A 22673-nucleotide genomic window follows, 5' to 3' on the forward strand; every position below is an offset into this window, starting at 1 on the left:
TGGCCCGAAGGGTCGGATGAGGGGGCCTCGCGGCACAACCAAAATTCATCATTGGCTCGGTGACTCCGTGCCCGACCCCGTCCCCGTCCCTGAAACGATCCGCAACTGCCCCTCGTGCGGATGCTTTGAGGCTAGACTTGTAGCCCCAAACGAAAACAGGCGGCACCCTTGCCGCCTGTCTCCATGTGCCGGACGAAGCGTCCGTTATTTCTGTTCGGGCGCCAGGAACTCTGCGCAATAGGACGGGCCGTTGACGCCCGGAATGTCGGCGACGGTGCGGATGTCGCGGATCGTGTAATCGGAATTGGTGGTGATTTCGGCCTGGCAGCGCAGATAGGCGGTGCGGGCGGCGGCGATCTGCTTGCCGCGCTTGCCGTCGGCGCCCTCGGCATATTTCGCCGGAATGCGCACGGTCTTGTAGCCGCCGCGCCAGGTGTAGATGGTGCTCGCACCTTCCTCGCGATCGCTGATCGGCGGCCCGTAGGCGGCAAAGAAGACGCCGGCCGATTTGCCGACCCAGCGGGCCTCGATCGGATTGCCGGCGGAAGGAATGGTCGTGCATCCGGCAAGCGCAATTGCAAGCCCGGCCGCGGTAATGGTGCGGAGTTTCATCGTGTCGTCCCTGATCTCTAGCGCATTGGCCGCGAAGCCGCCGTCACGGCGGTTTCGCCTGTCCCGCCGAGCCCTTTAGCGCGGAACCCGGCAAAAGAAAATTGCCCCTTTTGCACTTCCGTTCGATTTGCTCAGGGTGTGTCTTTTTGCAGCAGCGGCCCATTCCGGCCTCTGTCATCAACCGGTCAAAAAATCCGTCGCCTTTTTGAAATTTGGCGCTTGTGCAACCAGATAGGCTGTTCTATAGAAGCGCCGCTGGTCACGGAGTGTAGCGCAGTCTGGTAGCGCACCACGTTCGGGACGTGGGGGTCGAGTGTTCGAATCACTCCACTCCGACCAGCCGAAAAGCCCGCGAAAGCGGGCTTTTTTCTTATCGCTAATATGCCTTGCGATCCGCCACCATGACAGCCACCCCGGACTTAGCATTTGATTCTGCTCTGGGGCGGTAGAATTGCTGTATTGATTTTACTGCCACGGCTTTTGACCGGGCGCTATCGGCCGCTATCTCGGCACGATCGCCGCGGGTGGGCATGTCTCGTGACGGCTTCTTGCGCATTCTAGGGAAGAACCAGTGCTGTTCCTCGCCGGCGGTGGCCTTTTAGTCGAGAGCGGCGTTGCTTTATTGAGACAACCACCGTCAGACGCACATTGCGATTGACACCCGGCAGCGGGAGAGCCTGAACCTCGCAGGAGCCGCGCTCACGGTCATCACTATCCTCGTTCAAGCAGTATTTTAGTTGCGGCATCGACGGAGCGAATTCGGGCGTCCGCTCAAAGGTAGTAGGGCCGATCTCAGGTAACATCACGAATTGCCCGAATGTCGGAAACGACGCCGCGGCGATTGCCCCTGGCTGGGAGGAGGCGCTCATCGCCTTGATGGCAGGGTTCACGCGTGACGACGAGAAGAACTTGCTGTGGCCCCCCAAATGATCGCCGGTCGACTGGTTCGAGGCTACCGTCGCGTCGGTCGCGATCTGAGGCTCGGGTTTGATGTCCTGGAGGCGATCACGCTTCCTGACTTAGGACGCCATAAGAAAAGGCATATCATGTCCGTCCGAGCGGGCGCGGCCTACATACTGGACCCGAACATAGGCCGTGCCATGGTGCTTCAGGTCCAGCAAATCTGCTGCCTTGCTGGAAAGGTCAATGATGCGGCCCCTATGGTAGGGACCGCGATCGTTAACACGCACGATGAGGGAAGAACCGTTTTCAAGATTGGTCACCCTCACGTAGCTGGGCAAAGGGAGGGTGGGATGCGCGGCGGAAAGGTGATGCCTGTCGTAAACTTCGCCGTTTGCAGTCAAGCGACCATGAGACGCTGAGCCGTACCAGGAAGCGACACCATTCCTGTCGTAACTGGGGTCCTCCTTCGGTGAGTAAAGTTTGCCTTTCACCACGTAGGGCTTGCCGACGGTATAACGGCCACCGCCCTTGCGAATATTCCTGCCGTGGGCGGGTCGCGGGCTCGCCGTCACACCGTAAACCTTCTCGGAAACATATCCTCTGCTGCGATACGTGTTCGGTGTTTGTGTGGTCGTACAGGCACAGCATGCGCAGACCGCCATGATCGCCAGCCATCGCAAGCCCTTTGTAGCACTTACATCAATAGCCATCCGTTCATCGTTGACAACAGTCTTCCATGTATCCGCGCCATGGGTCGATACAAACGCTCATGCCGGCCGCGTACTCGAAGTTTGCTACGCGGGGGGCGAGAGCCAGACAGAATAGCAGCCCAAGCGCACTTCGAGGCCCTACTGCCTTCTGGGATTGTCGTCAATTCGCTCCATCCCTGTGAGTGAAAGCTGGCCTGAGGGCAATAGTTCCGTGGGGACATGCGATTTTACGCTGTGCTTTGCCAGGGCCGGTTGCCACCTCAGGCACCGAGTGGTCGCCGGGCGGCATTGGCTATCGGACGACCACTATCCAATTGCCGGGGGCGAACACACGGCTGAAGTCTGCTGAGGCCCTAAGCGGTCATTCCCAAACCCAACGATACGGGCCTGCAAGCCGCCAGACTGCTGCTACATATCAGCATTGCATAACAGGAAGTATGCGTTTGCCCGAGTGAGGTCATAAGGCGCGTGGCTGATGCTCAGGAGAGCCATTTTTTATGGATTGGGTCCCTATAGTCTTCGTTACGTTCAAGGTTCTCGCGTTAGGCATGGCCATGTTCTTCGCCATCAAGTGGCATTACGATCAAGGGGAGAAGGGGGAGAGGCGAGCGGCACTACGCACGGGCGTCACGATGGCCGCAGTCTTCGTGCTAGCGATCCTGGCCGTGGGGCTCGTCGCATTCGTCCTCAGCAGGATGCTCGGTTTGGACCTGAGCTTTCCATGATGGCACCATTGATGTCGCCAGCCCCCGCAGGGGCGCCAAAATCGCTTTTGCTGATACTTAGGACGCGCCGGCACGGTCGGCGATTGGCAGGAGCGCGCTCGGTGCCTGCTGCCGAAAGTCCTACTTGCATGCCCACACAACAAAAAGTCCACCTGCTTCTGAAACTACGGCTGAGATAAGGAAAGCCCCGCAAAAGCGGGGATGAAGAGAGGGGGTGTTTCCTAGGTATCAGCGTCTAGGTTTGTGAAATTATTATACACAAATCAATATTTATTGCAAGGATTAACACTATCGTGAGTGCTATTCTAGCGGCTATAAATAGAAGGAATATTCGAGCGATTGTAGTTTATTCTTCAGGGAAGCAAACTATCTACAACTCAGGCTCATAATTTCTTGGTATTCCGTGGCCGTCCGATGACCGTTTGCTAAACCCCAAGCATCGCGTCCCTGAACGTCAGGCGGTCGACCCAAAAACCGGTCGCCACGTTTTTCTGGCTCTCGAACGTCTGGCTGCCCGCAAGTTGATTCGCTCGGCGACAATTAGATGTGAGATAGTCATCGCAACCGGAACGAGTCCGAGCGCCGCTCGTTGAGTCGCGTGTTCCGCGTGAGGGGCTGCATCATGAGCAGGAGACGAAGCTTCAAGCCGGTGAAGATCACCATCAACGGCAAGACCAGGACCGTTTACAACGTCGTTCAGGCCGGCAATGCCTTGCTGAACGACTGGCCGGAGCAGACGCCGGCGGCCAAGGCCGCCGAGCTGCTGGTGCTCGATGTGTTCAACGATGTCGCCGAGCCCGAGCAGGTGCGCCGCGCCTTCATCACCGCGGCGAAGGCGAGCGACATCAAGTTCAGCTCCTGACTGGCGGTGCTTCGAAAACCATTCGCTTACTTCCATGATGCTTGCTTCCGATTATCGAGGTCGGATTCTTGAGTTGCGGCTGCATCCAGGCGGACGAGACGATCGCCGCCAGAAAGCCGAAGGCGATGCAGGTGATTGCCTGGAGCCGCCAAGAGACGAAGGTGACCGGCGCCGGGATAATGGGCTTCTCTCCGCATTGGCCGGGCAGGCAGGCGCAGCCGGAAAAGGCTTGATGATGCAATCGGCGGACATGTCGGTTTTCTCCCTCAGGCATAGAGCTGATCGCGATCGGTGATGCCCATGATCTCGCGGGCATAACGGTAATGCGCCTCGACGCTGGCCGTGGCGCCGCGCAGCCATGACGGGCCGCGGACCGAATGTTCGGGGCGGCCGAGATAGGCAAAGCCGAGGGCGCCCATGCGCTGGGCCTCGTTGGCCATATAGGCATCGCAGTCGTCGAGCCCTCGCACCGCATTCCAGCGGGCGTCCCGCCGGCTCTGCTCGGTCTCGATCCTGCGGATATGCTGCATTGCTCTGCCCTCTCGCGCCGGCCGGTCGGCATATCGGAAAAGGTACATAATATACCCCAAATCGTCAATCAAAAAAGGTACAAAAAATACCTTACAGATTGACGAGGTACGAATCGTAGGCGTATGTCTCGACCAGATGATTGGGCGACCGGGTGCAACTCCCGAGCTGACGAAGCCCAGCGGCGCGGGAAGCGAAAGTCCTTAAGTGCGCTGTCAGAAAATCAGGACGAGGGCGAAGCGAATGGCCCCTCTGGCACGTGTCCCATCCCGGCTCCGGCCTTCAGGACATGGCCAATGCTCTCCCGGCCTCATGGGCTTTGCTCATGGGGTAGGGGGAAGCTTTGGCCGGAACCCTCCCTCACCAGCCTTCAGGAACTGGAAAGAGATGGAAGAGAGAGGGAGTGAGAGAGATCCGGATATCGCAGGCGCGCGGGGCGGGCGATGATCCGCTCTGCGGCGCGTCGCGGCCTTTGGATCGGACGCCTGCGCTCGAAGCGGTTGTTTGCAGGCGCCTCAGTGCAGCGAGGTCGCTGCAGGCACCTTGCGCGGGGCGAGTGGAGCCCGGGTAGAGCGGGCTTCGGTCTTGAGAGCCGTCTTCGTTGTGAGGGGTTCACCTCAAAGCAGGATCGCCTGCGTGGCGCCGAAAGCGGTGATCAGCACGGCAAGTGTCGCGATTTGGAACCAGATCCTGCCGGCTCGTGAGGACGGGCGGATGATCTTGAATCTTTTTGGGAAGTGGTTGGAATGTTGCTGCAACTCTAAGCGTTAAGTCACAGATTAAATTTATATTTTTTTGAAGAGCCTTGCTCTCACATCTCGATCACCGACCGGCGGACGCGGCCGACGATGGTGACGGCGCCGTGGAATTCCGGCGGCGGCACGTCCTCGTAGGAGGTGGGCTGGAAGGGCGGATTGTCGTTCGGGCGGTAGCGCTTGTAGGTCGCAGCCCCGGTCTCGTCGGCGACGACATAGAGCGCGTTCGGCGCCAGGCGCTTGTCGCGGCGGTTGACGAAAATGATCGAGCCTGGCGGCGAGATCTTGTTCATCGAATTGCCCTCGACCTCGAGCGCGATCCAGTCGCCGTCGGGCAGATCGAGCGCGGCGACGGTCGGGAATTCCGAGAAGTCGGTGATCGGCGCCTGCTCGGTCAGCTGGCCAGCGCTGACCCAGGAGATCTTCGGCACGTCGGCAACGGAAACCGGCCGCTCCTCCGGATCGAGCGCATCGCCGGTTCCGAACTGCAGCCAGTTGAGATTGACCCTGAACGCCTTGGCATATTTCTTCGCGTCGGCGATGCCGAAGCCGTTCCGGCCCGACTCGTGCGCCTTGTAAACATTGGCGTTCCAGCCGAAACGATCGACGATCGCCTTCGGCCCGGCAAAGCCCGCGTTCTTCCTGGCCATGACCAGACGCTTTGCGCGTTCTTCGCGCTCAAATTGTTCCTGATCTTTCAACATGATATAAATAATACCCTAAAAAAAGGTACATGTAATCCCCTAAATCGCTTGACGTGCGAGGTATTGTACGTACCCTTATGCCCATGACAAGCACCGATATCATCAACAACCGGCCCCTGCTTTCGGGCATTGCCAATGTCCGCTACACCGGCTGCCCGCGCTGCGGCAGGGCGCTGTCGATCGCCGAGGTGATCGAGCGCCATTGCGAAAATTGCGGCAGGCAGACCAAGCCCGAAGAGATGCGGCAGACGCCGGTCTTCCCCGGCTCTCGGCCGAACAGCAAATCCGGCAGCCTCACTCCTCCCTGAAGGCTATCGGCAGCTGGCGTCGCCGCGCTCCCTCGGCGACGCCGGCACCGTCCACAAGATTTGAGACAAACGATCTCGCCGGCGCCCGCTTTGCGGGAAGGGCTCGGCCGCGGATCGAATGAAAAGAGGATCAAGCGATGAGCACCGCTCCGGCGCATCAAGCCACCCACATCAACGCCCTCGAGCTCTTCCGCTCCGGCCGGGACTATATCGAAATCGCTGCCATCCTCGGCGTGCCGGTGCCGGTCGTGGAAAGCGAGATCCACCGGCTTCGCAGCGCCGAGAAAGGCGACACCGCCCAGCAGGATCATGCCGGCCGCGCGGTCCGGCGTTTTCCCGGCCGCGCTTTAAGGCCGGGCGCCCTGGTCAACTTCGCCCGAGGGCGGCCGAGGCGCCCGGTATGACGACGGCAACACGTCGCGAGCGGAAAAGCAATCGCATGGAAAAGGCAGAGATGAGCAAGGACATCATGGAGATCTTGAGCCCCGTGCTGGGGCAGGAGCTGGCGGCGGCGATTATCGAGCATCGCAGCCGCACGCTGAAAAAGCCGCTGACGGCCTATGCGGCGAGGATCCAGGTCAGGGAATATCTGAAGACCGGCAACCCGGTCGAGGCCGCCGAGATGCAGATCCTGCGCGGCTGGCGGGCGATCAAATCCGATTGGTATTTCAATGAAAAGGCGAGGGAAGCCGGGTCGATCAATGCAAGCACGGGCAGAAGGACAACGGTCGATGCCGCAAGAGATTTCCTCTCCGGTGAAGATCATAGCGGGGATGCTTTCGGGCTTTCCGGCCTGCGCCGGCATTGATCCCGACATGCAGATCCGCGCCTATCTCGTCGCCATCGACGGCATTGCGGGAGAGGCGGTCTGGCGCGCCGCCAAGCTGTTCCTGTCAGGCAAGGTCAGGGACCATAACCGCGCCTTTGCCCCGAGTGCGGCGAGCTTTGCCGAAATTGCCCGCCAGCAGCAGGCGGTGATGGAAGCGCAAAGCCGCCCCCGCGTCGAGGCGCCGCCCGAACCGCCGCAGCCGAAGGTGGCCGCCCATAAGATGCGGCTTCTGAGACAGGCGGCAAACGGCAGCCGCAGCGCCAAGCGGGCGCTGGCTGAGATGTTTCCCGACAATCCGGTCATCGCAAGGGCCGCACGAGACGCACAGGAGGCAGTGGGATGAGAGATCTGTTCTGGACGGAAGACAAGATCGTCAAGGCGCAGAAGCTCTGGCAGGAGGGGTTGTCGGCACGTCAAATCGCCGAACTCTTCGGCTCGAAGAAGAACACCGTCATCAACATGGCGCATCGCAACCGCGACCGGTTTCCGCCGAGGCAGGACCCGCGCAAGACGCTGGCGGTCGCCAGCGCGGCGCCCGCACCGATAAGCCATCCCGACCGGGTGCGGCGGGTGACGCTGTCCGGCGCCGAGGTGACGATGCCGCGCGTGCCGACGATCGACGGGCCGGCGCCATGAGTGCCGTGACCAGTGCCGTGACCCCGCGCGAGCGAGAGATCATCGGCTGGATGGCGCAAGGCAAGACCGCCGCCGAGATCGGCACCATCCTCGGCATCTCGCCGATCACCGTCAACACCCACATTGCCAATGCCAAGGCGAAACTCGGCGTGTTCAAGGAGACCGCCCTGGTCGCCGCCGCGCTGCGAAACGGCATCATTCGATAGGAAGGATAATCAGCATGGGCGGCAAGGCCACCAAGGTGAAGATACAGCGGGTTAACAAGGGCGCCGGCCGGCCGCGCAAGGCCAATGTCGAGCGTTTCCCCTGCGGCAAGATCAAGCCCTTCGAAACCGAGAAGGAGAATATCAGCGTGGCGATGGCGGCGCGCCGGCGCATTCACGGTTTCGGCAGGACGGTTGATGACGAGACGGTCAGGAGCCCCTATGCCGGTTATACCCTCGGCCGCATGTTCCTCGACGGGCTGATCACTGACGAACAGCGCCAGGCCGGCGACGACTATGCCGAGGTCATGGCGCGCTACCACAAGACGACCGGCATCCCGGCCCCGAGCCCGAGGGCCCAGTCGCTCTTTGCCGTCAAGGGCCATGAAGGCGAGGTGACCGAAAGCCTCGCCGACCGCGCCCGCAAGGCCAGCAACCGCATGATGGAACTGCAGGCCGTCCTTCTGCGCTGCGAGGACGGGCCGCAGGTGCGCAGCACCGTCTATAACGTGGCGGTGATGGATTACGAACACCTGCGCCAGATGCCGCCGCAACAATTGCTGTGGCTGCGGCGGGGGTTGATCGCGCTGCGCAGGGCGAAGGCGGGGTGATATGGGTGTCGGCCGCAGAGCGTGCCTCATCCTCCGTCTCCTCGGGCCGAGGATCCATGCTGGCTCCATCAGATGTGGCATGGATCCCAGGGTCAAGCCCTGGGATGACGGAGGAGAGGTGGTACCCGTATAGATAGGCGGCGTCGGCGCGATGACGTTCCGGCAAAGGCGGTGCCTAGCTGACCTGCGGTACCACGCCAAAAGCCGCGCCTCACGCGCTTCACCCGCGGTCGCTCCGGCAACAGCGGGCGCAATCGGCACCGGCGGTGCGTTGGGCAACAAGGCCAACCCCATCCTCCGTCATCCCAGGGCTTGACCCTGGGATCCACAGCCGCGCACGCGGCTGCAGTTGTTTGCGCCGCACAGCGTCGGCACGCAGTGCCTCGCCCGCATGGATCCCAGGGTCAAGCCCTGGGATGACGGAGGATAGGTGGTGCCCGTATAGATAGGCGGCGTCGGCGCGATGACGTTCCTGCAAAGGCAGCGCCTCACGCTGGCCGGCGGTACCACGCCAAAAGCCGCCTCACACGCTTCACCGGCGGCAACTGCGGCAAAAGCGGCGCAAGCCGCAACGGCGGCGCGTTGGGCAACAAGGCCAACCCACAGTTTATCCGGAAGTTCATTCGGTTGCCGGAGAGCGTGCCCACCCTCTCCGTCATCCCAGGGCCTGACCCGAGGATCCACGCTGATCTCCAACTCCGGGCATGGATCCCAGCCTCAAGGCCTGGGATGATGGAGGGTGCGGGTGCGGCTCCAATCGCGATGCCGATCGGAAGTGGGTAATGGCGTGGGCGCTTCCAAACCTATGGTCGCGCCCTGGCTTTGACCGGAGTGGGCCGCACAGAGTATCGAAGTGCATGGCTGTGTTATAAGCACCTCCGCACGGCCCACAGACCTTACGATCGGCGAAGCCCGTTGTTCCCGAACCGACGAAGTATTTTGGATGCGAGGCGCGTCAGAACGATCTGAACAACGGCACTCCGCCGTGAGATGAACAGGGAATGAGCCAAATGCCCGTCTTTCATGCCAAGTGCAGCTGCGGCGCCCTGTGCCTGGAGATCGATGGCGATCCGGTGCACAATCACGTCTGCACGTGCACGCGCTGCCAGCGCGCATCCGGTAGCGCTCTCGCCCACAATGTATGGTTCCGTGAGGAAGATGTCCGGATCGTTTCGGGAGACTATTCCCTATGGTTTCCGCAGGGCGAAACCGTGCCGGATGTGATGAAAGCCTTCTGCCGGATCTGCGGTGGCGGCGGGTTTTCCAGATCCGGCGCATACTTCCCCGGCACCGTCGTCGTCGCGGCCGGCACATTCGCCGATCCGTACTTTCCTGCTCCCGATCACGTTCATTGGTGGGACAATCGCCCTCAATGGATCGACCTCGCCGACTCGATCGAGCGTCATGCCGGAAATTAGGGGTTCCGGCCGACGCGAGTTTCTGACTCTGGCGCGGCACGCAATGGGTCGCCGTCGTCATCGAAGGCGTGATTGATGTCGTCATGATCGCGGGAAGGGAAGTGACCCATTGCGTGCAGCAAGCGAGATGTAGCGCGGCATTCTTACGGGCTTTTTGCCGGGACAATACCAATCCGTAAGAATGCATCGCTCGGCCGGCGATGACGCAGCTTACGAAAATGTATGATTCAGGCGAAGTCCCGGTGAGATTGGCAGCGCAGGCTTGGCGTCGTCATTGCCAAGTCGAGGCCAAGTCTCATGAATATGCGCGCCACGCCTGCCGCCCTTATGCCGGCCTTTCATCCGGTCAGCCTGCGGGTGAATACCTATCTCATCAATCTCGACCGCGCGCCGTTGCGCCGTTTTCGAATGGAACGGCTGCTGTCAGGCTTCGGCCTTGCCTATGAGCGCGTGGCGGCGGTCGACGGGGCGGGGCTGAGCCTGCCGCATCCCGACTTCGACGAGAGATCCTATCTCCGCCGGCACGGCCGCCGGCCGAACCTTTTCGAGATCGGCTGCTATCTCAGCCATGTCGTATGCGCCAGGCGCTTCCTCGGCAGCAATGCCGAATTCGCCCTCATCCTCGAAGACGACCTCGACTTCGATGATGATTTTGCCGAGCTGCTCGAGGCCGCCCTCCAGCACGAGGCGCAGTGGGACATTCTGCGGCTCTCGACGGTCAATTCCGGGCGGAAGCACCGGGTCGAGCCGCTGACAGGCGCCCGCTCGCTCGCCATCGCGCTGACCCGCGAGAAGGGCTCCGGCGCCTATCTGATCAACCGCAAGGCGGCGGGCTGGATAGACGGGGCGATGTTGCCGATGCGGCTGCCCTATGATCTCGCCTTCGACCTGGAGTTCGATGAGGGGCTACGCGCCTGCTTCGTCGATCCGCTGCCGGTGAGCCAAAGGGCCGATCCCTGCTCGCAGATCCAGGCGGGGCTTTCGGCCTACCGGCTCGGCCGCCGCAGGCCGTGGAGCGTACTGCCCTTTCGCGCTGCGGCCGAAATCCGTCGTTTTGTTGCCCGCTTCATCAGGCTCGCGGCATGGCGGCTCAGGATTTCTCCGGCATCAATGGGAAGGCGATCGAAACACGAAGGCCGGGATAATTGTCCGTCAGCGCAATCTCGGCCGAATGCAACTCGGCGATCGCCTTGACGAGGCTGAGGCCGAGGCCGCTTCCCGGCGTCGTGCGGCTCTTGTCGATCCGGTAGAGGCGCCGGAAGACCTTGTCCCTTTCCTCGGCGGGGATGCCGGGGCCGGTATCGGCGACCGAGAGCACGGCGCGATCCTCCTGGCGGCGGAGCGACAGGGTGATGCCGGTTCCGGCTGGGCAGTGATTGATCGCGTTCTCCACCAGGTTGGCGATCATCTGCGTCAGGAGATCGCGGTCGCCCCAGATGACGCCAGGCGCGCGCCCGGCGATCCGGAACGACTGCCCCGCGTCTTCGGCGACATCGACATAGACCTCGGAGATGACGGTGAGCACGGCGTCGAGATCCGTCTGCTGGAAACGCTCCTTGCGGGCGCCGGCCTCGATCTGGGAAATGCGCAGCAGCGCCTCGAAGGTGGCGTTGATGCGGTCGCTCTCATTCCGCGCCTCGTCGAGCAGAGCCGAAACATCCGCCTGCTGCTCGTTTCCGGCCACCGCGGCATCGAGCGTCAGGCGCAGCCTGTTGAGCGGCGTTTTCAGATCATGGGCAATATCGGCGCTCACCTGCCGCATGCTCTCGACCAATCGCTGCAGCCGCTCCAGCGCCGCGTTGATCTGGATCGCAACCGTATCGAGATCATCGCCGTTGCCGGTGATCGGAATGCGGGCGTCGAGCGCGCCGTGGGAGACCTCGTTCATGGTGTTGGCGACCCGGTCCAGTCTCGCCTGGGCGCGAACGGCGAGAAAGACGCCGCCGCCGATCGCCGTCGCCACCACGATGGCGGCCGCCCATTCGAAGCTCACCAGCACGATCCGCAGCATCTCGTCGGCATCGTTGAAGTTCTCGGCCACGACAAGGCTGTAGGGGCCGACCATCGATACCTGCATCCGGTAGCGTTCATGCCCCTTGAACCCGACATCGCCAGAGGTGACAGTATAGACGCCGATCGGGATGCGGGGTGCTGCGAAATTGCCGGCAAGCTTGCGCCCGCCGGCATCGGTCAGCGAATAGAGCCCGTCGGAGGTCGACTGGAAGCTTGCATAATTGTTCAGCGTGTTGATCAGATCTTCGGTGTCGCCAGGCTGATAGGTCGAGACAATCAGTGAATTCATCTCGCTCAGCGACTGGTCGACATCGCGGCCGAGTCCGAGGCTGAGCATGTGATAGATGATCGCGCCGCTGAAGACGAAGGCGACGACGAAGAGCACGCCGAAGGTGACGGCCAGGCGAAACGGCGTGCTCCTGCGAAGGCTAGAGCATGATGCCGAAAAGTGTGCGCGGTTTTCGGACGACATCATGCTCTTACTCTTTAAATTGCGAACAGGATTTGAGATTTTCAGGCCGATGGGCCTGGAATCATCCTGTTCGAGGCGCATGCAGGCTGTATCCGGTGTTGCGGATCGTATGCAGGAGCTGGACCTGGAACGGCTTGTCGACCTTGGCCCTGAGGCGGCTGATATGGGTCTCGACGACGCTGGTCTTCGGGTCGAAGTGGAAATCCCAGACCCGCTCCAAGAGCATCGTCTTGGTGATGACCCGGCCTTCGCCGCGCATCAGCACCTCGAGCAGGGTGAATTCGCGCGGCTGCAGCTCGATCACCTGGCCGGCGCGCCGCGCCTCCCGCCGGATCAGATCGAGCTCGAGATCGGCGACCTTCAAGACGGTGCGCTGCTCCTGCACCGGCGGGCGACGGCCGAGCGCATTGACGCGCGCCAGAAGCTCGGAGAAGGCGAAGGGTTTGGTGAGATAATCGTCGCCGCCGGCCTCCAGCCCCTCGACCCGATCGTCGACGCCGCCGATCGAGGTCAGGAACAGCGCCGGCGTGCCGACCTTGGCGGCGCGCAACGAGCGCACGATCGCCAGCCCGTCGAGGCCCGGCAGCATGCGGTCGACTATGATGACGTCATAGGCCTCGCGCTGCGCCTGAAACAGCCCGTCGCGACCGTCGCCGATGACGTCACAGACGTGCCCGGCCTCGGTGAAGCCCTTGGCGATATAATCGGACGTCTTGAGATCGTCCTCGATCAGCAGGATTCGCATCGGCCGCTCCCGACATGCCTGGAGTGGCCAGATCTAGCCGAGAGGGCAACTGGGCGGCAACTTACGGATTGGTAAGGGGAGGGTGACTTGCCGCCCAGCGGGGAGAAGTCCCTCCCTCGAACGCATCAGCCTGGGAGCACGACCGGCTTGCCGTGCGGCGTGCTGAGATAGGCTTGGCGCCAGTCGCTCTCGCGTCGGTCCACCTCCGAACGGGAGGCGATTCCGTTGCTGTCGAGAATGCGTTCGAGGGCGTCCTTGAATGCTCCGTAATAGGTCGCGTCGTCATCGGGTTCGCCGGCGCGCGATCGCCTTTCGAGTTCCGCGCCGAGTGTTTGCGACCAGCGCTGCGGCTCCAGTTTCCCCGAAGCGATCAGCACTTCGACGATGGCAACGACCTGCGCATGCCATTGTTCCTGGAATGCGGGGCCGCGGTCTGGGGACCGAAGCGAGCCGCGAAAAATCTCAGACGGGGTCAAGATAGCTCTCCCACATGTCAATCAGGAGCGCGTCGCGGCTGTGAGCGGCCTCGGGCCAAAGCTCCTTCATTTCGAAGCGAACGGCATAGGTCTGCTCAATCGCGAGTCTGCCGGTCGCGGAAAGGTCCGGCAGAGCTTGCGGTCCCGTGACGCTTTCGATGACGCCGCTGCGCCCTCTGAGATAGGCCGGCAGACGGCTATGCATTGCGCCGGTGTCCCGCTTGGCGACGACCCTGTCGCCCGATTTGTAGGAGCCGGTTGCTCCGGTGCTCTCCGTCCGCGGCGGCATGCGCTTCAACTGCATTCCGGCGGACCCTGCATGCCCGTCGACAAACTCGCTCACATCGGCAATGCCTTCATCGATCGCCGTGACCATCATGGCCAATATCCACTTTTCGAAATAGTCGAAGCGGAGATAGAGATCCGGCGGCAACCGCTCCAGAACGTGGCGATACCAGTCGAGCGTCCATCCGGTTTGTTCCTGGCTGAGTTTCGACATCGACATCATCGCGATCGCCCAGATGCGCGCTTTCCATTCTTCCGGAAACATGAAGTCGTCATCGTCGAACTGGTGCCGAACCGGTCCAAAACCCTGTTTGCCGCCGAGATCGTGAATCGTGTCCATCACCTCGCCTCCGGCCGGAGTGTCCTTTGGGTGCCGATCATCGCGTTGCGGGTGACGAGCGCCGCAAGCTGCTCTTCCGACCAGCCTTCGGTCGCCTCGGGCCGCTCCGGAATGACGATGTAGCGACGGTCGGATGTTGAATCCCACACCCGGACCTCCACAGTTTCATGCAGGACGGTGCCGAATTCCTCGAGGACGCCGCGAGGATCGCGGACGGCGCGCGCCCTGTATTCGGTCGATTTGTACCAGGAAGGCGACATGCCAAGGATGCTGAGCGGGTAGCAGGAACAGAGGGTGCAGACGATAAGGTTGTGAACATCCGGCGTGTTGAAGACCGCGCGCAGATTGTAATCATGATCGACGCTCGGCACCACCTCTGCAAAGGCGGAGATCGCGTTCTCGGCCAGCCGGTCAGCAAAGGCCTGATCCGCCCAGGCATGGGCAATCACCTTGGCGCCGTTCATCGGCCCGACATTCTCAGAATAGTTGTCGAGCCATTTGTCAACGGCATCGGCATCGAGAAAGCCTTTTTCGGTCAGGACCGTTTCCAGGGCCTTCAAACGCAATGCCGGTGCCGGCGGAAGGTGGCTATGCAATTCACGATGAAGTTTGGCTGCCTTGTCAGAATCATACGAGGTCATGACGCTCCTCCTGGCTGACAATCATATGAGGCCCGAAATTGCTTGACCGTGGGGGTGACCGGCGGTTTCGGTCGCGCCTTGATTAATAGCTGAAAAAGCGGCTTTTGTCATGTCGGCGCCAAGGGCGTCGCCGTCCGAGGATGGAGCGGGGAGCTTTGTTTGCGTCGACAAATCCCGGGTTTTCCAATCCGCGCAGACGGTTCGCCGGCCAGCGTCCGTCAACCCGTCTGCAGTTGCTCCGGAAGCTGTCCGTAAGCCGTCAGAATCGCCCTGACCAGCCCGGGAAAGCGCTCATCGAGCTCGGCGCAGCGGGTCTGGTTGCGCATCTCCACCCCCTGGCGCTCGCTGCGGATCAGCCCGGATTCGCGCAGCACCTTGAAATGGTTCGACAGCGACGATTTCGGAATGACGCGGTCGCCGAGATCGGCGAGCGCCGAACAGGTGCCGCCGCAGGCGGTGCCGGCGAGCTTGGCGAAGATCGCGACGCGCTCCGGATCAGAGAGCGCATAGAGGATCGCCTCGGGTTTTATGTCCTCCAGGGCGGGGTGAAAAATCGGTCGCATGAATTTTATATAGGGCCACTTGACATCGAGATCAACAGTTCCGAATTTCTGAACTACGGAACAAGGCCGTCAATTCCGGCGGTCATCCGGATCAGAAGGAACAAGAAATGGCTAAGCTCACAGGAAAGGTCGCAGTGGTCACGGGAGCCTCCAAGGGCATCGGCGCCGCGATTGCCAAAGCGATGGCGGCTGAAGGTGCTGAAGTGGTGGTGAATTACGCCTCGAGCAAGGCCGGAGCCGAGGCCGTGGTCGAGGCGATCGGTGCGGCCGGCGGCAAGGCCATCGCGGTGCAGGGCGATGTTTCCAAAGCCGAGCAGGCGCAGGGCGTGGTCGATGCCGCGGTCAAGGAATTCGGCAAGCTCGACGTGCTGGTCAACAACTCAGGCGTCTATGAATTCGCCCCGATCGGCGAGGTGACCGAGGAGCACTATCGCCGCATGTTCGACGTCAATGTTCTCGGCGTTCTCCTGACCACCCAGGCAGCGGCCAAGCATCTCGGCGAGGGCGGCAGCATCATCAACATCTCCTCGGTGGTCACCAGCATCGGGCTGCCGGCCACTGCCGTCTACACCGGCACCAAGGGCGCCGTCGAGGGCATCAACAGCGTGCTTGCCAAGGAGCTTGGCCCGCGCAAGATCCGCGTCAACGCCATTCTGCCGGGCATGGTCGAGACCGAGGGCACCCACACGGCCGGCGTCATCGGCTCCGATCTCGAACAGAACATGGCCGACCAGACGCCGCTCGGCCGCATCGGCCAGCCGGACGATATCGCCGATGTTGCCGTCTTCCTCGCTTCCGACGATGCCCGCTGGCTGACCGGCGAACGGCTGGTCGCGAGCGGCGGTTTCCGCTAAGGCTTGCGATGGCGGTGCGTGCGCCTTTATGGAGGCGCGCGCATACTGTGTCGGCAGAAGGTTCACCCCTCCGTCGTCCTCGGGCTTGACCCGAGGACCAACGCCGGCGTTATCGGCTGTGGCCATCGTCCTTGGGATGACGGAGAATGAGGGTGCGTTTCCGTCCAACTCGCCGCATCGAGCAGACGCGATCTGGGAACTCAAGCACTCGGAATTGCTGGGTCGACGCAATTCAAAACTTATCCCATCATTGTCACGAGGAAGGGCACTGGAACGAAATCCTGAACTCACAGGTTCGGGGCTTTTGAGTGCGAAGGTCGTCCGTATGAAAATCCTTGTTACCGGCGCAACAGGTCTTGTTGGCTGTGCCGTCTGCGCCAGGCTAGCGGCATGCGGACATGATATCATCTGTGTGGTGCGTCCTGGAAAACGGCCGGTTGAAGGCACCGGCAGTTGGGTTGAAGTCGATGTGGCCAAAGCAGTGGCGCCCTCTGCCTGGCTGCATCATCTCGAGGGAATGGACGCCGTCGTCAATTGCGCCGGGGCATTGCAGGACGGAGTGACCCACAACATGGCCGGCGTCCACGCGCAGGGACCGGGAGCGCTGTTCCTCGCATGCGAGCAATCCGGCGTGCGCCGTGTGATTCATTTCTCGGCAATTGGAGTGGATCGGCAGCAGCCATCGACGTTCTCGCGGACGAAACTTTCCGGCGACATGGCCTTGATGGAGACGGATCTCGACTGGGTAATACTGCGTCCGTCCGTGATCCTTGGTGATGCGGCCTTCGGCTCCAGTGCATTGTTTCGCGGACTTGCGGCGCTGCCGTTTCTGCCAGTGATGCCATCGACCGGGAAACTTCAGGTGGTGCAGCTCGACGACGTCGCCGAAACCGTCATTCGGCTGCTCGACAAAACGGCCCCGTCTAAAATCGCGCTCGAAATCGTCGGCCCGCAGGCGCTCGAGTTTGAAGAGATTGTGGCGCGATACCGCAGATGGCTTGGCTGGCCTCCGGCCAAGCGCTATCTGCTGCCCCGCCCGCTCGCCAGCCTTCTCTATTGGCTCGGCGATTTTGCCGGGTTGCTGGGCTGGCGGCCGCCGGTTCGAACCACGGCCGCAAGGGAGATCGTCCGCGGCGCCGTCGGTGATCCCAGCGAATGGATCGACGCAACGGGTATCCGGCCATCGTCGTTGGACGATGCCTTGGCACGTCGCCCGGTTTCGGTTCAGGAGCGTTGGTTTGCAAAACTCTACTTCCTGAAGCCCGTCACTTTTGTGCTGCTGCCCCTCTTCTGGATATCGACGGGAATAATTTCGCTGACATCGGGCTTCGAGCAGGGTGTCAAGCTGATGATGGGGGGCGGGGCAGGTAGTTTGGCGGTACCAACCGTTATTGCCGGGGCACTTGCGGACATCGCGATAGGATGCGCCATCGCCATACGCCGCACTGCGCGGTGGGGCCTTTACGCAGCTATCCTGCTGTCACTTTTCTATGCGGCGGCCGGCACCGCGATATTGCCAGAGTTATGGAATGAGCCGCTTGGCCCGTTGACAAAGATATGGCCGATCCTCGTGTTGCACCTGGTTGCTCTCGCAATCCTGGAGGAGCGATGACCTATTTCGTGCTGAAATTCCTGCATATCATCGGCGCCACCGTTCTCCTCGGCACCGGCGCGGGCATCGCCTTTTTCATGTTGGTCGCGCATCGCACCGGCAATGCAGCGACCGTGGCCGCCGTCGCGAGGATCGTGGTCATTGCGGATTTCGTCTTCACAACAACGGCCGTGATCGCTCAGCCGGTCACCGGCATAGCACTCGCCTGGTATGTCGGCTATTCCCTTTGGGAGCGCTGGCTCATTTGGTCGATCGTTCTTTATCTCATCACGGGTGCTTTTTGGTTACCAGTCGTTTGGATGCAGATGGAGATGCGCAAGATTGCGAAGGGAGCAGCGGCCAACGGTGAGCCGCTGCCGGCGCGATACCATCGGCTGTTCTGGACCTGGTTCTATTTCGGCTTTCCGGCTTTCGCGGCGGTGCTGGCAATTCTCTGGCTGATGATCACCCGCCCGGTTGGATAATCCGCGGAGTTCCGGCTTTTCGACCAACCTCCTGCCTGTCCGACCTCCGTGCCACCCTCTGACCGGAAATGTAGCTCCACCGCCGCTGCACGAACTTGGCGTCATCGCGGACGCCGTCGCTCAGACTGCACACTCCAGCGAATCCGTCCGTATCGACGCTCGTGTAAGATCTCAACGATCACGACCTTCTCCCCATGTTCTCTTCCAAGCTGTCCGATAACGGACCAACCATTACGGCTTGGGAACTCGGACAGCTGAAGGCGGTTGTCGGGGAAACCTGGCAATGAGGTCTGCAATGGAAAAGGTTATCAATATCGACTTCCATGTCACTTGGAAGCCACCGGTATACGTCCGGATCGGCGACGGCATGCGTGAGCGCATTGAGGGTCCGGACGCGGCGCTTGCGGCGCTTCTCCATCGCTGGCCGTCGACCAATTCTCGTGAGTTCGGCATCGCCAAGCGCAGATGCGTCGATGCCATCGCTCGCCGTGGAAGTGCCGAGGGAGCCCGCAAGGCGTTTATGGAGGCGGCGCTCGCCGCGAGGGTATTCGCATGACCGTGCTTTCGATCGACGCACCGCACTGGGCGATACTTTTGGGGACGTTGACGCTTACATGCTGGATTGCTGCCGGCCTGGCGGCCGTTCTCGGCACCGCTGAGGAGATCAGGCACGGCCAAGCCGGGAGATTTGCCGGCTATATGACAACGGGCCTCGCTGGGGCGGGCGTTGGCTCCGCACTAGTGATGATCACCATCTTGGTATCCGCCTGACGAGCAACGAACGCCGGACGGCTTCCTCGGAGCGGTCTACCTGGTCGATGCAGGCGATGTGAGTTATTCCAACGCCTTACGACGTCTTGAGCGGCGACGGTCTGGAGACATGATGCGCGACTGCATTATCATCGGAGGTGGACCTGCTGGCTTGACTGCGGCCGTTTATCTCGCGCGCTACCACCTTTCGACAACCGTCTTCGATGACAATAGCAGTCGTGCCGCCACCATTCCGATTTCCCATAACCTCGCAGGGTTCCCGGAGGGCATCAGCGGAGGGGAGCTTCTCGTCAGGATGCGCACACAGCTTCAAAGGTACAAAGTTCAGATCCGCAGTGAGAGCGTCAGACAGCTTCAGCAGGAGCAGGTCGGCTTTCGAGTTCTCTCCAGCAGCGGCAGCATGCGGGCGCGAACAGTCCTTCTCGCCACCGGCGTCGTCGACCGCAAGCCACCGATGTTGGCCGAGCGTCATGACGAGGCTGTTGCGCGCGGCCTTATCCGCTACTGTCCTGTCTGCGACGGGTTCGAGATCACCGACAAGCCTGTCGCCGTCATCGGTTGCGGATCGAGAGCGTTTGCAGAGGCGCTGTTCCTGCGGAGTTATACGACACACGTAACGATCATTACTCCGCAAGAGGAACACGAGCTCTCGGAGATTGAGCTCAATCGGCTGCGGGACTTGCGGATCGGCCTCCAGGAAGGTCCGATAAAATCTATCGACCCTGAGCGCGATAGGATCACAATCGCAACAGCTTCCAGCATCGGCGTGTTTTCGTCTATTTACCCGGCGCTAGGATCGGACGTTCGGTCGGAACTGGCAGCTATGGTCGGCGCAGAATTGTCGGAGAACGGCTGCGTCATCGTCGACAGTCACCAAAGGTCAAGCCTTCCTGGCCTTTATGCAGCGGGAGACGTGGTCATCGGCTTGGATCAGATCGGGACCGCAATGGGGCAGGCGGGCATAGCGGCCACCGCGATCCGAAACGATCTGAACGAGGCTAGTCCTCTAGCACGCTAAGGGATGCCGTCGCTGCTAGAGCAATTCCAGGAAAAGTGCGAAGCGGTTTTTCGTCCGGAATTGCGTAAAAACAAAAGGTCAGAGCGGTTCAGCTCTGAAAACCTGAACCGCTCTAGGCCCCGGGTGAGCCTGGAGCCTTGCTCTACGTCGGCGCTCACGATCTCGCAAATCAAAGTTGAGCCGCTGCCAGGAAGCTCGACGGGGAGGCGTGCGATAGAGCCTTAGCCCAATTCTGCCGTAAAGCGGCACCCGCGGGCGGCGCCTCTGACGCCTCCGCGGGTGCCACGATTACCAGCCACGTCAACGGACGCTGGCAGGCATTCTTGCCGCCGACATAAGGGGTTGAGCAAGCTGATCCAAGAGATGGCCCGCATTCTGTTCCTCACCCAGCGACAATGTCAGCAATCGAGCGACCGCCGGCTGTGCAAGCTGAAGGGCAAGATTACGCGCGGTGGTGTAAGCGGCAATTTCGTAATGTTCGACGCGCAATGCTGCACCGATGAGAGCCAGATCTGCAGGAGCGTCTTCTCTCTTCTTGCCTTCCGCCATTACCTCTTCACCCTCCTCGATCAGGCCAGCCATTCCCTTGCAAGGTTTTGCTCTTGCCGCGGAGCCGAGTACTCGCAGACACTCGTTCAGCCGTTCGACCTGCGCTTCGGTCTCGGCAAGATGTTTCTGCAGCAAGGTCTGCAGTTGCTGGGAGCGGGCTGCCTTCTGCAGCTTGGGAAGCGCTTTGAGCAACTGCTTTTCGGCATGCAGCAGGTCGCGAAGCTCGTCCACGAGCACCGCCTCGATCCCTTCCGATCTTTCCGGCGGCGCGCTTCGCGCTTCGATTGCCGGTGCAGTCTCGTCGGCGCCCTTGAACCCCTGGAACGCCGGAGCCTCGACGAATTTCCAGGGCTCTCCTTCGTTCCACGGACCGCGAACATCGACCTCGCCGAGGTCGCCTTCGCCCGTCGAGTCGTTGAAGAATTGGTCGACCAGCCCCGGTGTGGGAGCGATTCTTCCAACACTGAGGGGAGGTTTGCCCATGCTTTCGAGTGCGAGCTGGAATGCCCGCATATGGGTGATCTCTCTTGTCATGAGAAATTGCAGAGCGTCCTTCGTGCCGGAATCGCGGCAGAAGTCGATCAGGCGTTCATAGACGATCTTCGCACGGGCTTCGGCTGCGATGTTGCTTCGCAAGTCCACGTCGAGCTCGCCGGTTATCTTCAGATAGTCGGCCGTCCAGGGGTTGCCCATGGAATTGAAGAGGTTCACGCCGCCGCCGCCAGCAATGGCAATCAAAGGATCGGCTTCAGCCTCCTCGCGAACGGACTTCAAGGGTTTTAGGTGCATTCTGGCAAGCGTGCCGACGATTTCGAGATGGCTGAGCTCCTCGGTGCCGATATCCATCAGCAGGTCTTTCCGCCCGGGATCCTCGCAGTTCAGGCCTTGGATCGAATACTGCATTGCCGCCGCGAGTTCGCCGTTGGCCCCGCCGAACTGCTCAAGGAGCATATTTCCGAATCGGGGATCAGGCTCATCCACCCGAACGGTGTACATGAGCTTTTTGACGTGATGGTACATGCCGAGTCCTCCTTTGAACTGGCCCATAACCGCACTCGGTGGCGAATGTTCCACACGGGCCGGCGGAGGAGGTAGCTAGTCACCCGGTCGTCAAGCGCGTGCAATCTTTCGGTCATAGCCTGCTCGCCAGCGCAGGCCGCATGATACTTGATTGCTGTCTGAGTTCGCCGCGCCCACAGTCCACTCCACTCAAAGCGAGATATTGCAGAACGACGGCGGCAACGCTTGGCGCAAACTGCCGGGGCGACGTTCGCCCCAGGGAATTGCAGCCAACATTGAACCGGATCTTCGTAGGGCAGTTTTCGGCAAAGGTGGAAACCATCAATTACAGATCCGAGGATTGCGGAATGAACGACGACCATCCGGAGCGCAAGAGCCCGACAACACCGGCCGCGGAAGGATTAACGCCTGCGTTAACCCGTAACATCGAGGCTATCATGCAGCGCCGCCGGCAGAGCCAAAATGCAGCGTCTGCTCAGGAGCGTTCCGCTGCTTTGATCAGCAAGTTCGCCGGTTCCATGATGTTCGTCTACATTCACATCGTGTTTTACGGAGTCTGGATCATCGCCAATGTGGGATTGCTCCCACAGGTTCCACCCTGGGACCCCTCTTTGGTCATTCTCGCTATGGAGGCTTCGGTCGAGGCGATCTTTCTCTCGACATTCGTCTTGATCAACCAGAACCGAATGGCTGCACAAGACAATATCCGCGCCGATCTCGACCTCCAGATCAGCTTATTAAACGAACACGAGACGACACGCCTGATCGCCATGGTCGAAGCCATTGCAAAGAAGCTTGAAGTCCCGACCGAGGCGGACCATGAGGTAGAAGAGCTGAAGAAGGACATCGCGCCGGAAGCCGTGTTGGATCGCATCCAGGCGGAAGGGGAAGACAAGTAGAAGGGGCAATGTTCGCGCTGTAAAAGCGGGCGGATGTTGGTGCCTCGCCGTTGTTGTCGGCGCAGTGGACGGCCGCTGTCGGAAATAGCTTGTAGGCGGCCACGGATGCCGTGTTGATGATGTGGCCGCGGTGTCCGCTGAGGCTTG

27 protein-coding genes, 1 tRNA gene and 2 pseudogenes are annotated in these 22673 nt (G+C 61.1%); 18 read left to right on the plus strand and 12 right to left on the minus strand.

What is annotated here, in order from left to right; genetic code table 11:
• Positions 1–204: 204 nt before the first annotated feature.
• A complete protein-coding gene (locus AC13QO_RS15210) occupies positions 205–612 on the minus strand; it encodes a hypothetical protein (RefSeq protein ID WP_085777277.1) in 408 nt (135 codons plus the stop codon).
• 262 nt (positions 613–874) lie between these two features.
• Here AC13QO_RS15210 and AC13QO_RS15215 point away from each other — a divergent pair.
• Positions 875–951 (plus strand) — tRNA-Pro (locus AC13QO_RS15215).
• 428 nt (positions 952–1379) lie between these two features.
• Here AC13QO_RS15215 and AC13QO_RS15220 read toward each other — a convergent pair.
• Positions 1380–2225 (minus strand): annotated as a pseudogene (locus AC13QO_RS15220) (septal ring lytic transglycosylase RlpA family protein); the annotation flags it as partial.
• 1347 nt (positions 2226–3572) lie between these two features.
• Here AC13QO_RS15220 and AC13QO_RS15225 point away from each other — a divergent pair.
• Entirely contained in the window at positions 3573–3812 is a 240-nt protein-coding gene (locus tag AC13QO_RS15225) for a DUF982 domain-containing protein (RefSeq protein ID WP_085777278.1), read from the plus strand.
• Positions 3813–3838: 26 nt separating this feature from the next.
• Here the strand turns inward: AC13QO_RS15225 and AC13QO_RS15230 are convergent.
• The 3 genes and pseudogenes from AC13QO_RS15230 to AC13QO_RS15240 form a co-directional block, all read right to left on the minus strand.
• Positions 3839–4064 (minus strand): annotated as a pseudogene (locus AC13QO_RS15230) (hypothetical protein).
• 14 nt (positions 4065–4078) lie between these two features.
• On the minus strand, positions 4079–4342 hold the full coding sequence (locus tag AC13QO_RS15235) for a hypothetical protein (RefSeq protein ID WP_085777280.1): 264 nt from the start codon (positions 4340–4342) through the stop codon (positions 4079–4081).
• A gap of 809 nt (positions 4343–5151) precedes the next feature.
• Positions 5152–5799 carry a S24 family peptidase gene (locus AC13QO_RS15240; protein WP_488541113.1) on the minus strand — a complete coding sequence of 216 codons (648 nt, stop codon included), beginning with the start codon at positions 5797–5799 and terminating at the stop codon, positions 5152–5154.
• Positions 5800–5882: 83 nt separating this feature from the next.
• Here AC13QO_RS15240 and AC13QO_RS15245 point away from each other — a divergent pair, with 83 nt between their 5' ends.
• The 9 genes from AC13QO_RS15245 to AC13QO_RS15285 all read left to right on the plus strand — a co-directional run bounded on the left by AC13QO_RS15245 (position 5883) and on the right by AC13QO_RS15285 (position 10998).
• Positions 5883–6107 (plus strand): hypothetical protein, encoded by a 225-nt coding sequence (locus AC13QO_RS15245; protein ID WP_488541114.1) that lies wholly within the window; start codon positions 5883–5885, stop codon positions 6105–6107.
• A gap of 137 nt (positions 6108–6244) precedes the next feature.
• Positions 6245–6511 carry a sigma-70 family RNA polymerase sigma factor gene (locus AC13QO_RS15250; RefSeq protein WP_285196212.1) on the plus strand — a complete coding sequence of 89 codons (267 nt, stop codon included), beginning with the start codon at positions 6245–6247 and terminating at the stop codon, positions 6509–6511.
• Positions 6512–6546: 35 nt separating this feature from the next.
• Complete coding sequence (locus tag AC13QO_RS15255) at positions 6547–6915, plus strand: hypothetical protein (protein WP_183706706.1); 369 nt, start codon at positions 6547–6549, stop codon at positions 6913–6915.
• Positions 6881–7279: a hypothetical protein gene (locus tag AC13QO_RS15260; protein WP_488541220.1), complete on the plus strand. Its 399-nt coding sequence runs from the start codon at positions 6881–6883 to the stop codon at positions 7277–7279. The genes AC13QO_RS15255 and AC13QO_RS15260 overlap by 35 nt, the downstream gene beginning before the upstream one ends.
• Positions 7276–7572 carry a GcrA family cell cycle regulator gene (locus AC13QO_RS15265; protein WP_221114659.1) on the plus strand — a complete coding sequence of 99 codons (297 nt, stop codon included), beginning with the start codon at positions 7276–7278 and terminating at the stop codon, positions 7570–7572. The genes AC13QO_RS15260 and AC13QO_RS15265 overlap by 4 nt, the downstream gene beginning before the upstream one ends.
• Positions 7569–7778 carry a response regulator transcription factor gene (locus AC13QO_RS15270; protein WP_097597546.1) on the plus strand — a complete coding sequence of 70 codons (210 nt, stop codon included), beginning with the start codon at positions 7569–7571 and terminating at the stop codon, positions 7776–7778. Before AC13QO_RS15265 ends, AC13QO_RS15270 begins: the two co-directional genes overlap by 4 nt.
• Positions 7779–7792: 14 nt before the next feature.
• Positions 7793–8386 (plus strand): hypothetical protein, encoded by a 594-nt coding sequence (locus AC13QO_RS15275; RefSeq protein ID WP_488541115.1) that lies wholly within the window; start codon positions 7793–7795, stop codon positions 8384–8386.
• Positions 8387–9387: 1001 nt separating this feature from the next.
• The gene (locus AC13QO_RS15280) at positions 9388–9804 is read left to right on the plus strand and encodes a GFA family protein (RefSeq protein WP_488541116.1); all 417 of its coding nucleotides are present in this window, start codon (positions 9388–9390) and stop codon (positions 9802–9804) included.
• A gap of 297 nt (positions 9805–10101) precedes the next feature.
• Entirely contained in the window at positions 10102–10998 is an 897-nt protein-coding gene (locus AC13QO_RS15285; RefSeq protein WP_488541117.1) for a glycosyltransferase family 25 protein, read from the plus strand.
• Here the strand turns inward: AC13QO_RS15285 and AC13QO_RS15290 are convergent.
• From AC13QO_RS15290 to AC13QO_RS15315, 6 genes are all read right to left on the minus strand, one after another.
• Positions 10895–12292, minus strand: a complete 1398-nt coding sequence (locus AC13QO_RS15290; protein WP_488541118.1) for a sensor histidine kinase — start codon at positions 12290–12292, stop codon at positions 10895–10897. The two genes, AC13QO_RS15285 and AC13QO_RS15290, sit on opposite strands and share 104 nt — an antisense overlap.
• 58 nt (positions 12293–12350) lie before the next feature.
• The gene (locus tag AC13QO_RS15295) at positions 12351–13034 is read right to left on the minus strand and encodes a winged helix-turn-helix domain-containing protein (protein ID WP_488541119.1); all 684 of its coding nucleotides are present in this window, start codon (positions 13032–13034) and stop codon (positions 12351–12353) included.
• A 125-nt stretch (positions 13035–13159) separates the two neighbouring features.
• Positions 13160–13510 carry a hypothetical protein gene (locus AC13QO_RS15300; protein WP_488541120.1) on the minus strand — a complete coding sequence of 117 codons (351 nt, stop codon included), beginning with the start codon at positions 13508–13510 and terminating at the stop codon, positions 13160–13162.
• Positions 13497–14135 carry an SH3-like domain-containing protein gene (locus AC13QO_RS15305; protein WP_488541121.1) on the minus strand — a complete coding sequence of 213 codons (639 nt, stop codon included), beginning with the start codon at positions 14133–14135 and terminating at the stop codon, positions 13497–13499. The genes AC13QO_RS15300 and AC13QO_RS15305 overlap by 14 nt, the downstream gene beginning before the upstream one ends.
• Positions 14135–14776, minus strand: a complete 642-nt coding sequence (locus AC13QO_RS15310) for a nitrile hydratase subunit alpha (RefSeq protein ID WP_488541122.1) — start codon at positions 14774–14776, stop codon at positions 14135–14137. Before AC13QO_RS15310 ends, AC13QO_RS15305 begins: the two co-directional genes overlap by 1 nt.
• 218 nt (positions 14777–14994) lie before the next feature.
• The gene (locus tag AC13QO_RS15315) at positions 14995–15339 is read right to left on the minus strand and encodes an ArsR/SmtB family transcription factor (protein ID WP_488541123.1); all 345 of its coding nucleotides are present in this window, start codon (positions 15337–15339) and stop codon (positions 14995–14997) included.
• Between the two features lie 107 nt (positions 15340–15446).
• On the opposite strand from AC13QO_RS15315, the gene AC13QO_RS15320 reads away from it, so the two are divergent.
• The 6 genes from AC13QO_RS15320 (at position 15447) to AC13QO_RS15345 (ending at position 20058) form a co-directional block, all read left to right on the plus strand.
• A complete protein-coding gene (locus AC13QO_RS15320) occupies positions 15447–16193 on the plus strand; it encodes a glucose 1-dehydrogenase (RefSeq protein WP_085777294.1) in 747 nt (248 codons plus the stop codon).
• Positions 16194–16518: 325 nt separating this feature from the next.
• Positions 16519–17805 carry an SDR family oxidoreductase gene (locus AC13QO_RS15325; protein WP_085777295.1) on the plus strand — a complete coding sequence of 429 codons (1287 nt, stop codon included), beginning with the start codon at positions 16519–16521 and terminating at the stop codon, positions 17803–17805.
• Positions 17802–18269 carry a DUF2269 family protein gene (locus AC13QO_RS15330; protein ID WP_085777296.1) on the plus strand — a complete coding sequence of 156 codons (468 nt, stop codon included), beginning with the start codon at positions 17802–17804 and terminating at the stop codon, positions 18267–18269. The genes AC13QO_RS15325 and AC13QO_RS15330 overlap by 4 nt, the downstream gene beginning before the upstream one ends.
• Positions 18270–18564: 295 nt before the next feature.
• The gene (locus AC13QO_RS15335; RefSeq protein WP_085777297.1) at positions 18565–18825 is read left to right on the plus strand and encodes a DUF982 domain-containing protein; all 261 of its coding nucleotides are present in this window, start codon (positions 18565–18567) and stop codon (positions 18823–18825) included.
• Complete coding sequence (locus AC13QO_RS15340) at positions 18822–19040, plus strand: hypothetical protein (RefSeq protein WP_085777298.1); 219 nt, start codon at positions 18822–18824, stop codon at positions 19038–19040. The genes AC13QO_RS15335 and AC13QO_RS15340 overlap by 4 nt, the downstream gene beginning before the upstream one ends.
• Positions 19041–19152: 112 nt before the next feature.
• Complete coding sequence (locus tag AC13QO_RS15345; RefSeq protein WP_085777299.1) at positions 19153–20058, plus strand: NAD(P)/FAD-dependent oxidoreductase; 906 nt, start codon at positions 19153–19155, stop codon at positions 20056–20058.
• A 300-nt stretch (positions 20059–20358) separates the two neighbouring features.
• Here AC13QO_RS15345 and AC13QO_RS15350 read toward each other — a convergent pair whose 3' ends face one another.
• Entirely contained in the window at positions 20359–21627 is a 1269-nt protein-coding gene (locus AC13QO_RS15350; RefSeq protein WP_085777300.1) for a DUF892 family protein, read from the minus strand.
• Positions 21628–21974: 347 nt separating this feature from the next.
• Here AC13QO_RS15350 and AC13QO_RS15355 point away from each other — a divergent pair, with 347 nt between their 5' ends.
• Positions 21975–22526, plus strand: a complete 552-nt coding sequence (locus tag AC13QO_RS15355) for a DUF1003 domain-containing protein (protein ID WP_085777301.1) — start codon at positions 21975–21977, stop codon at positions 22524–22526.
• The last annotated feature ends 147 nt before the right edge of the window (positions 22527–22673 follow it).

This window comes from Rhizobium sp. CNPSo 3670 (genome assembly GCF_057784555.1).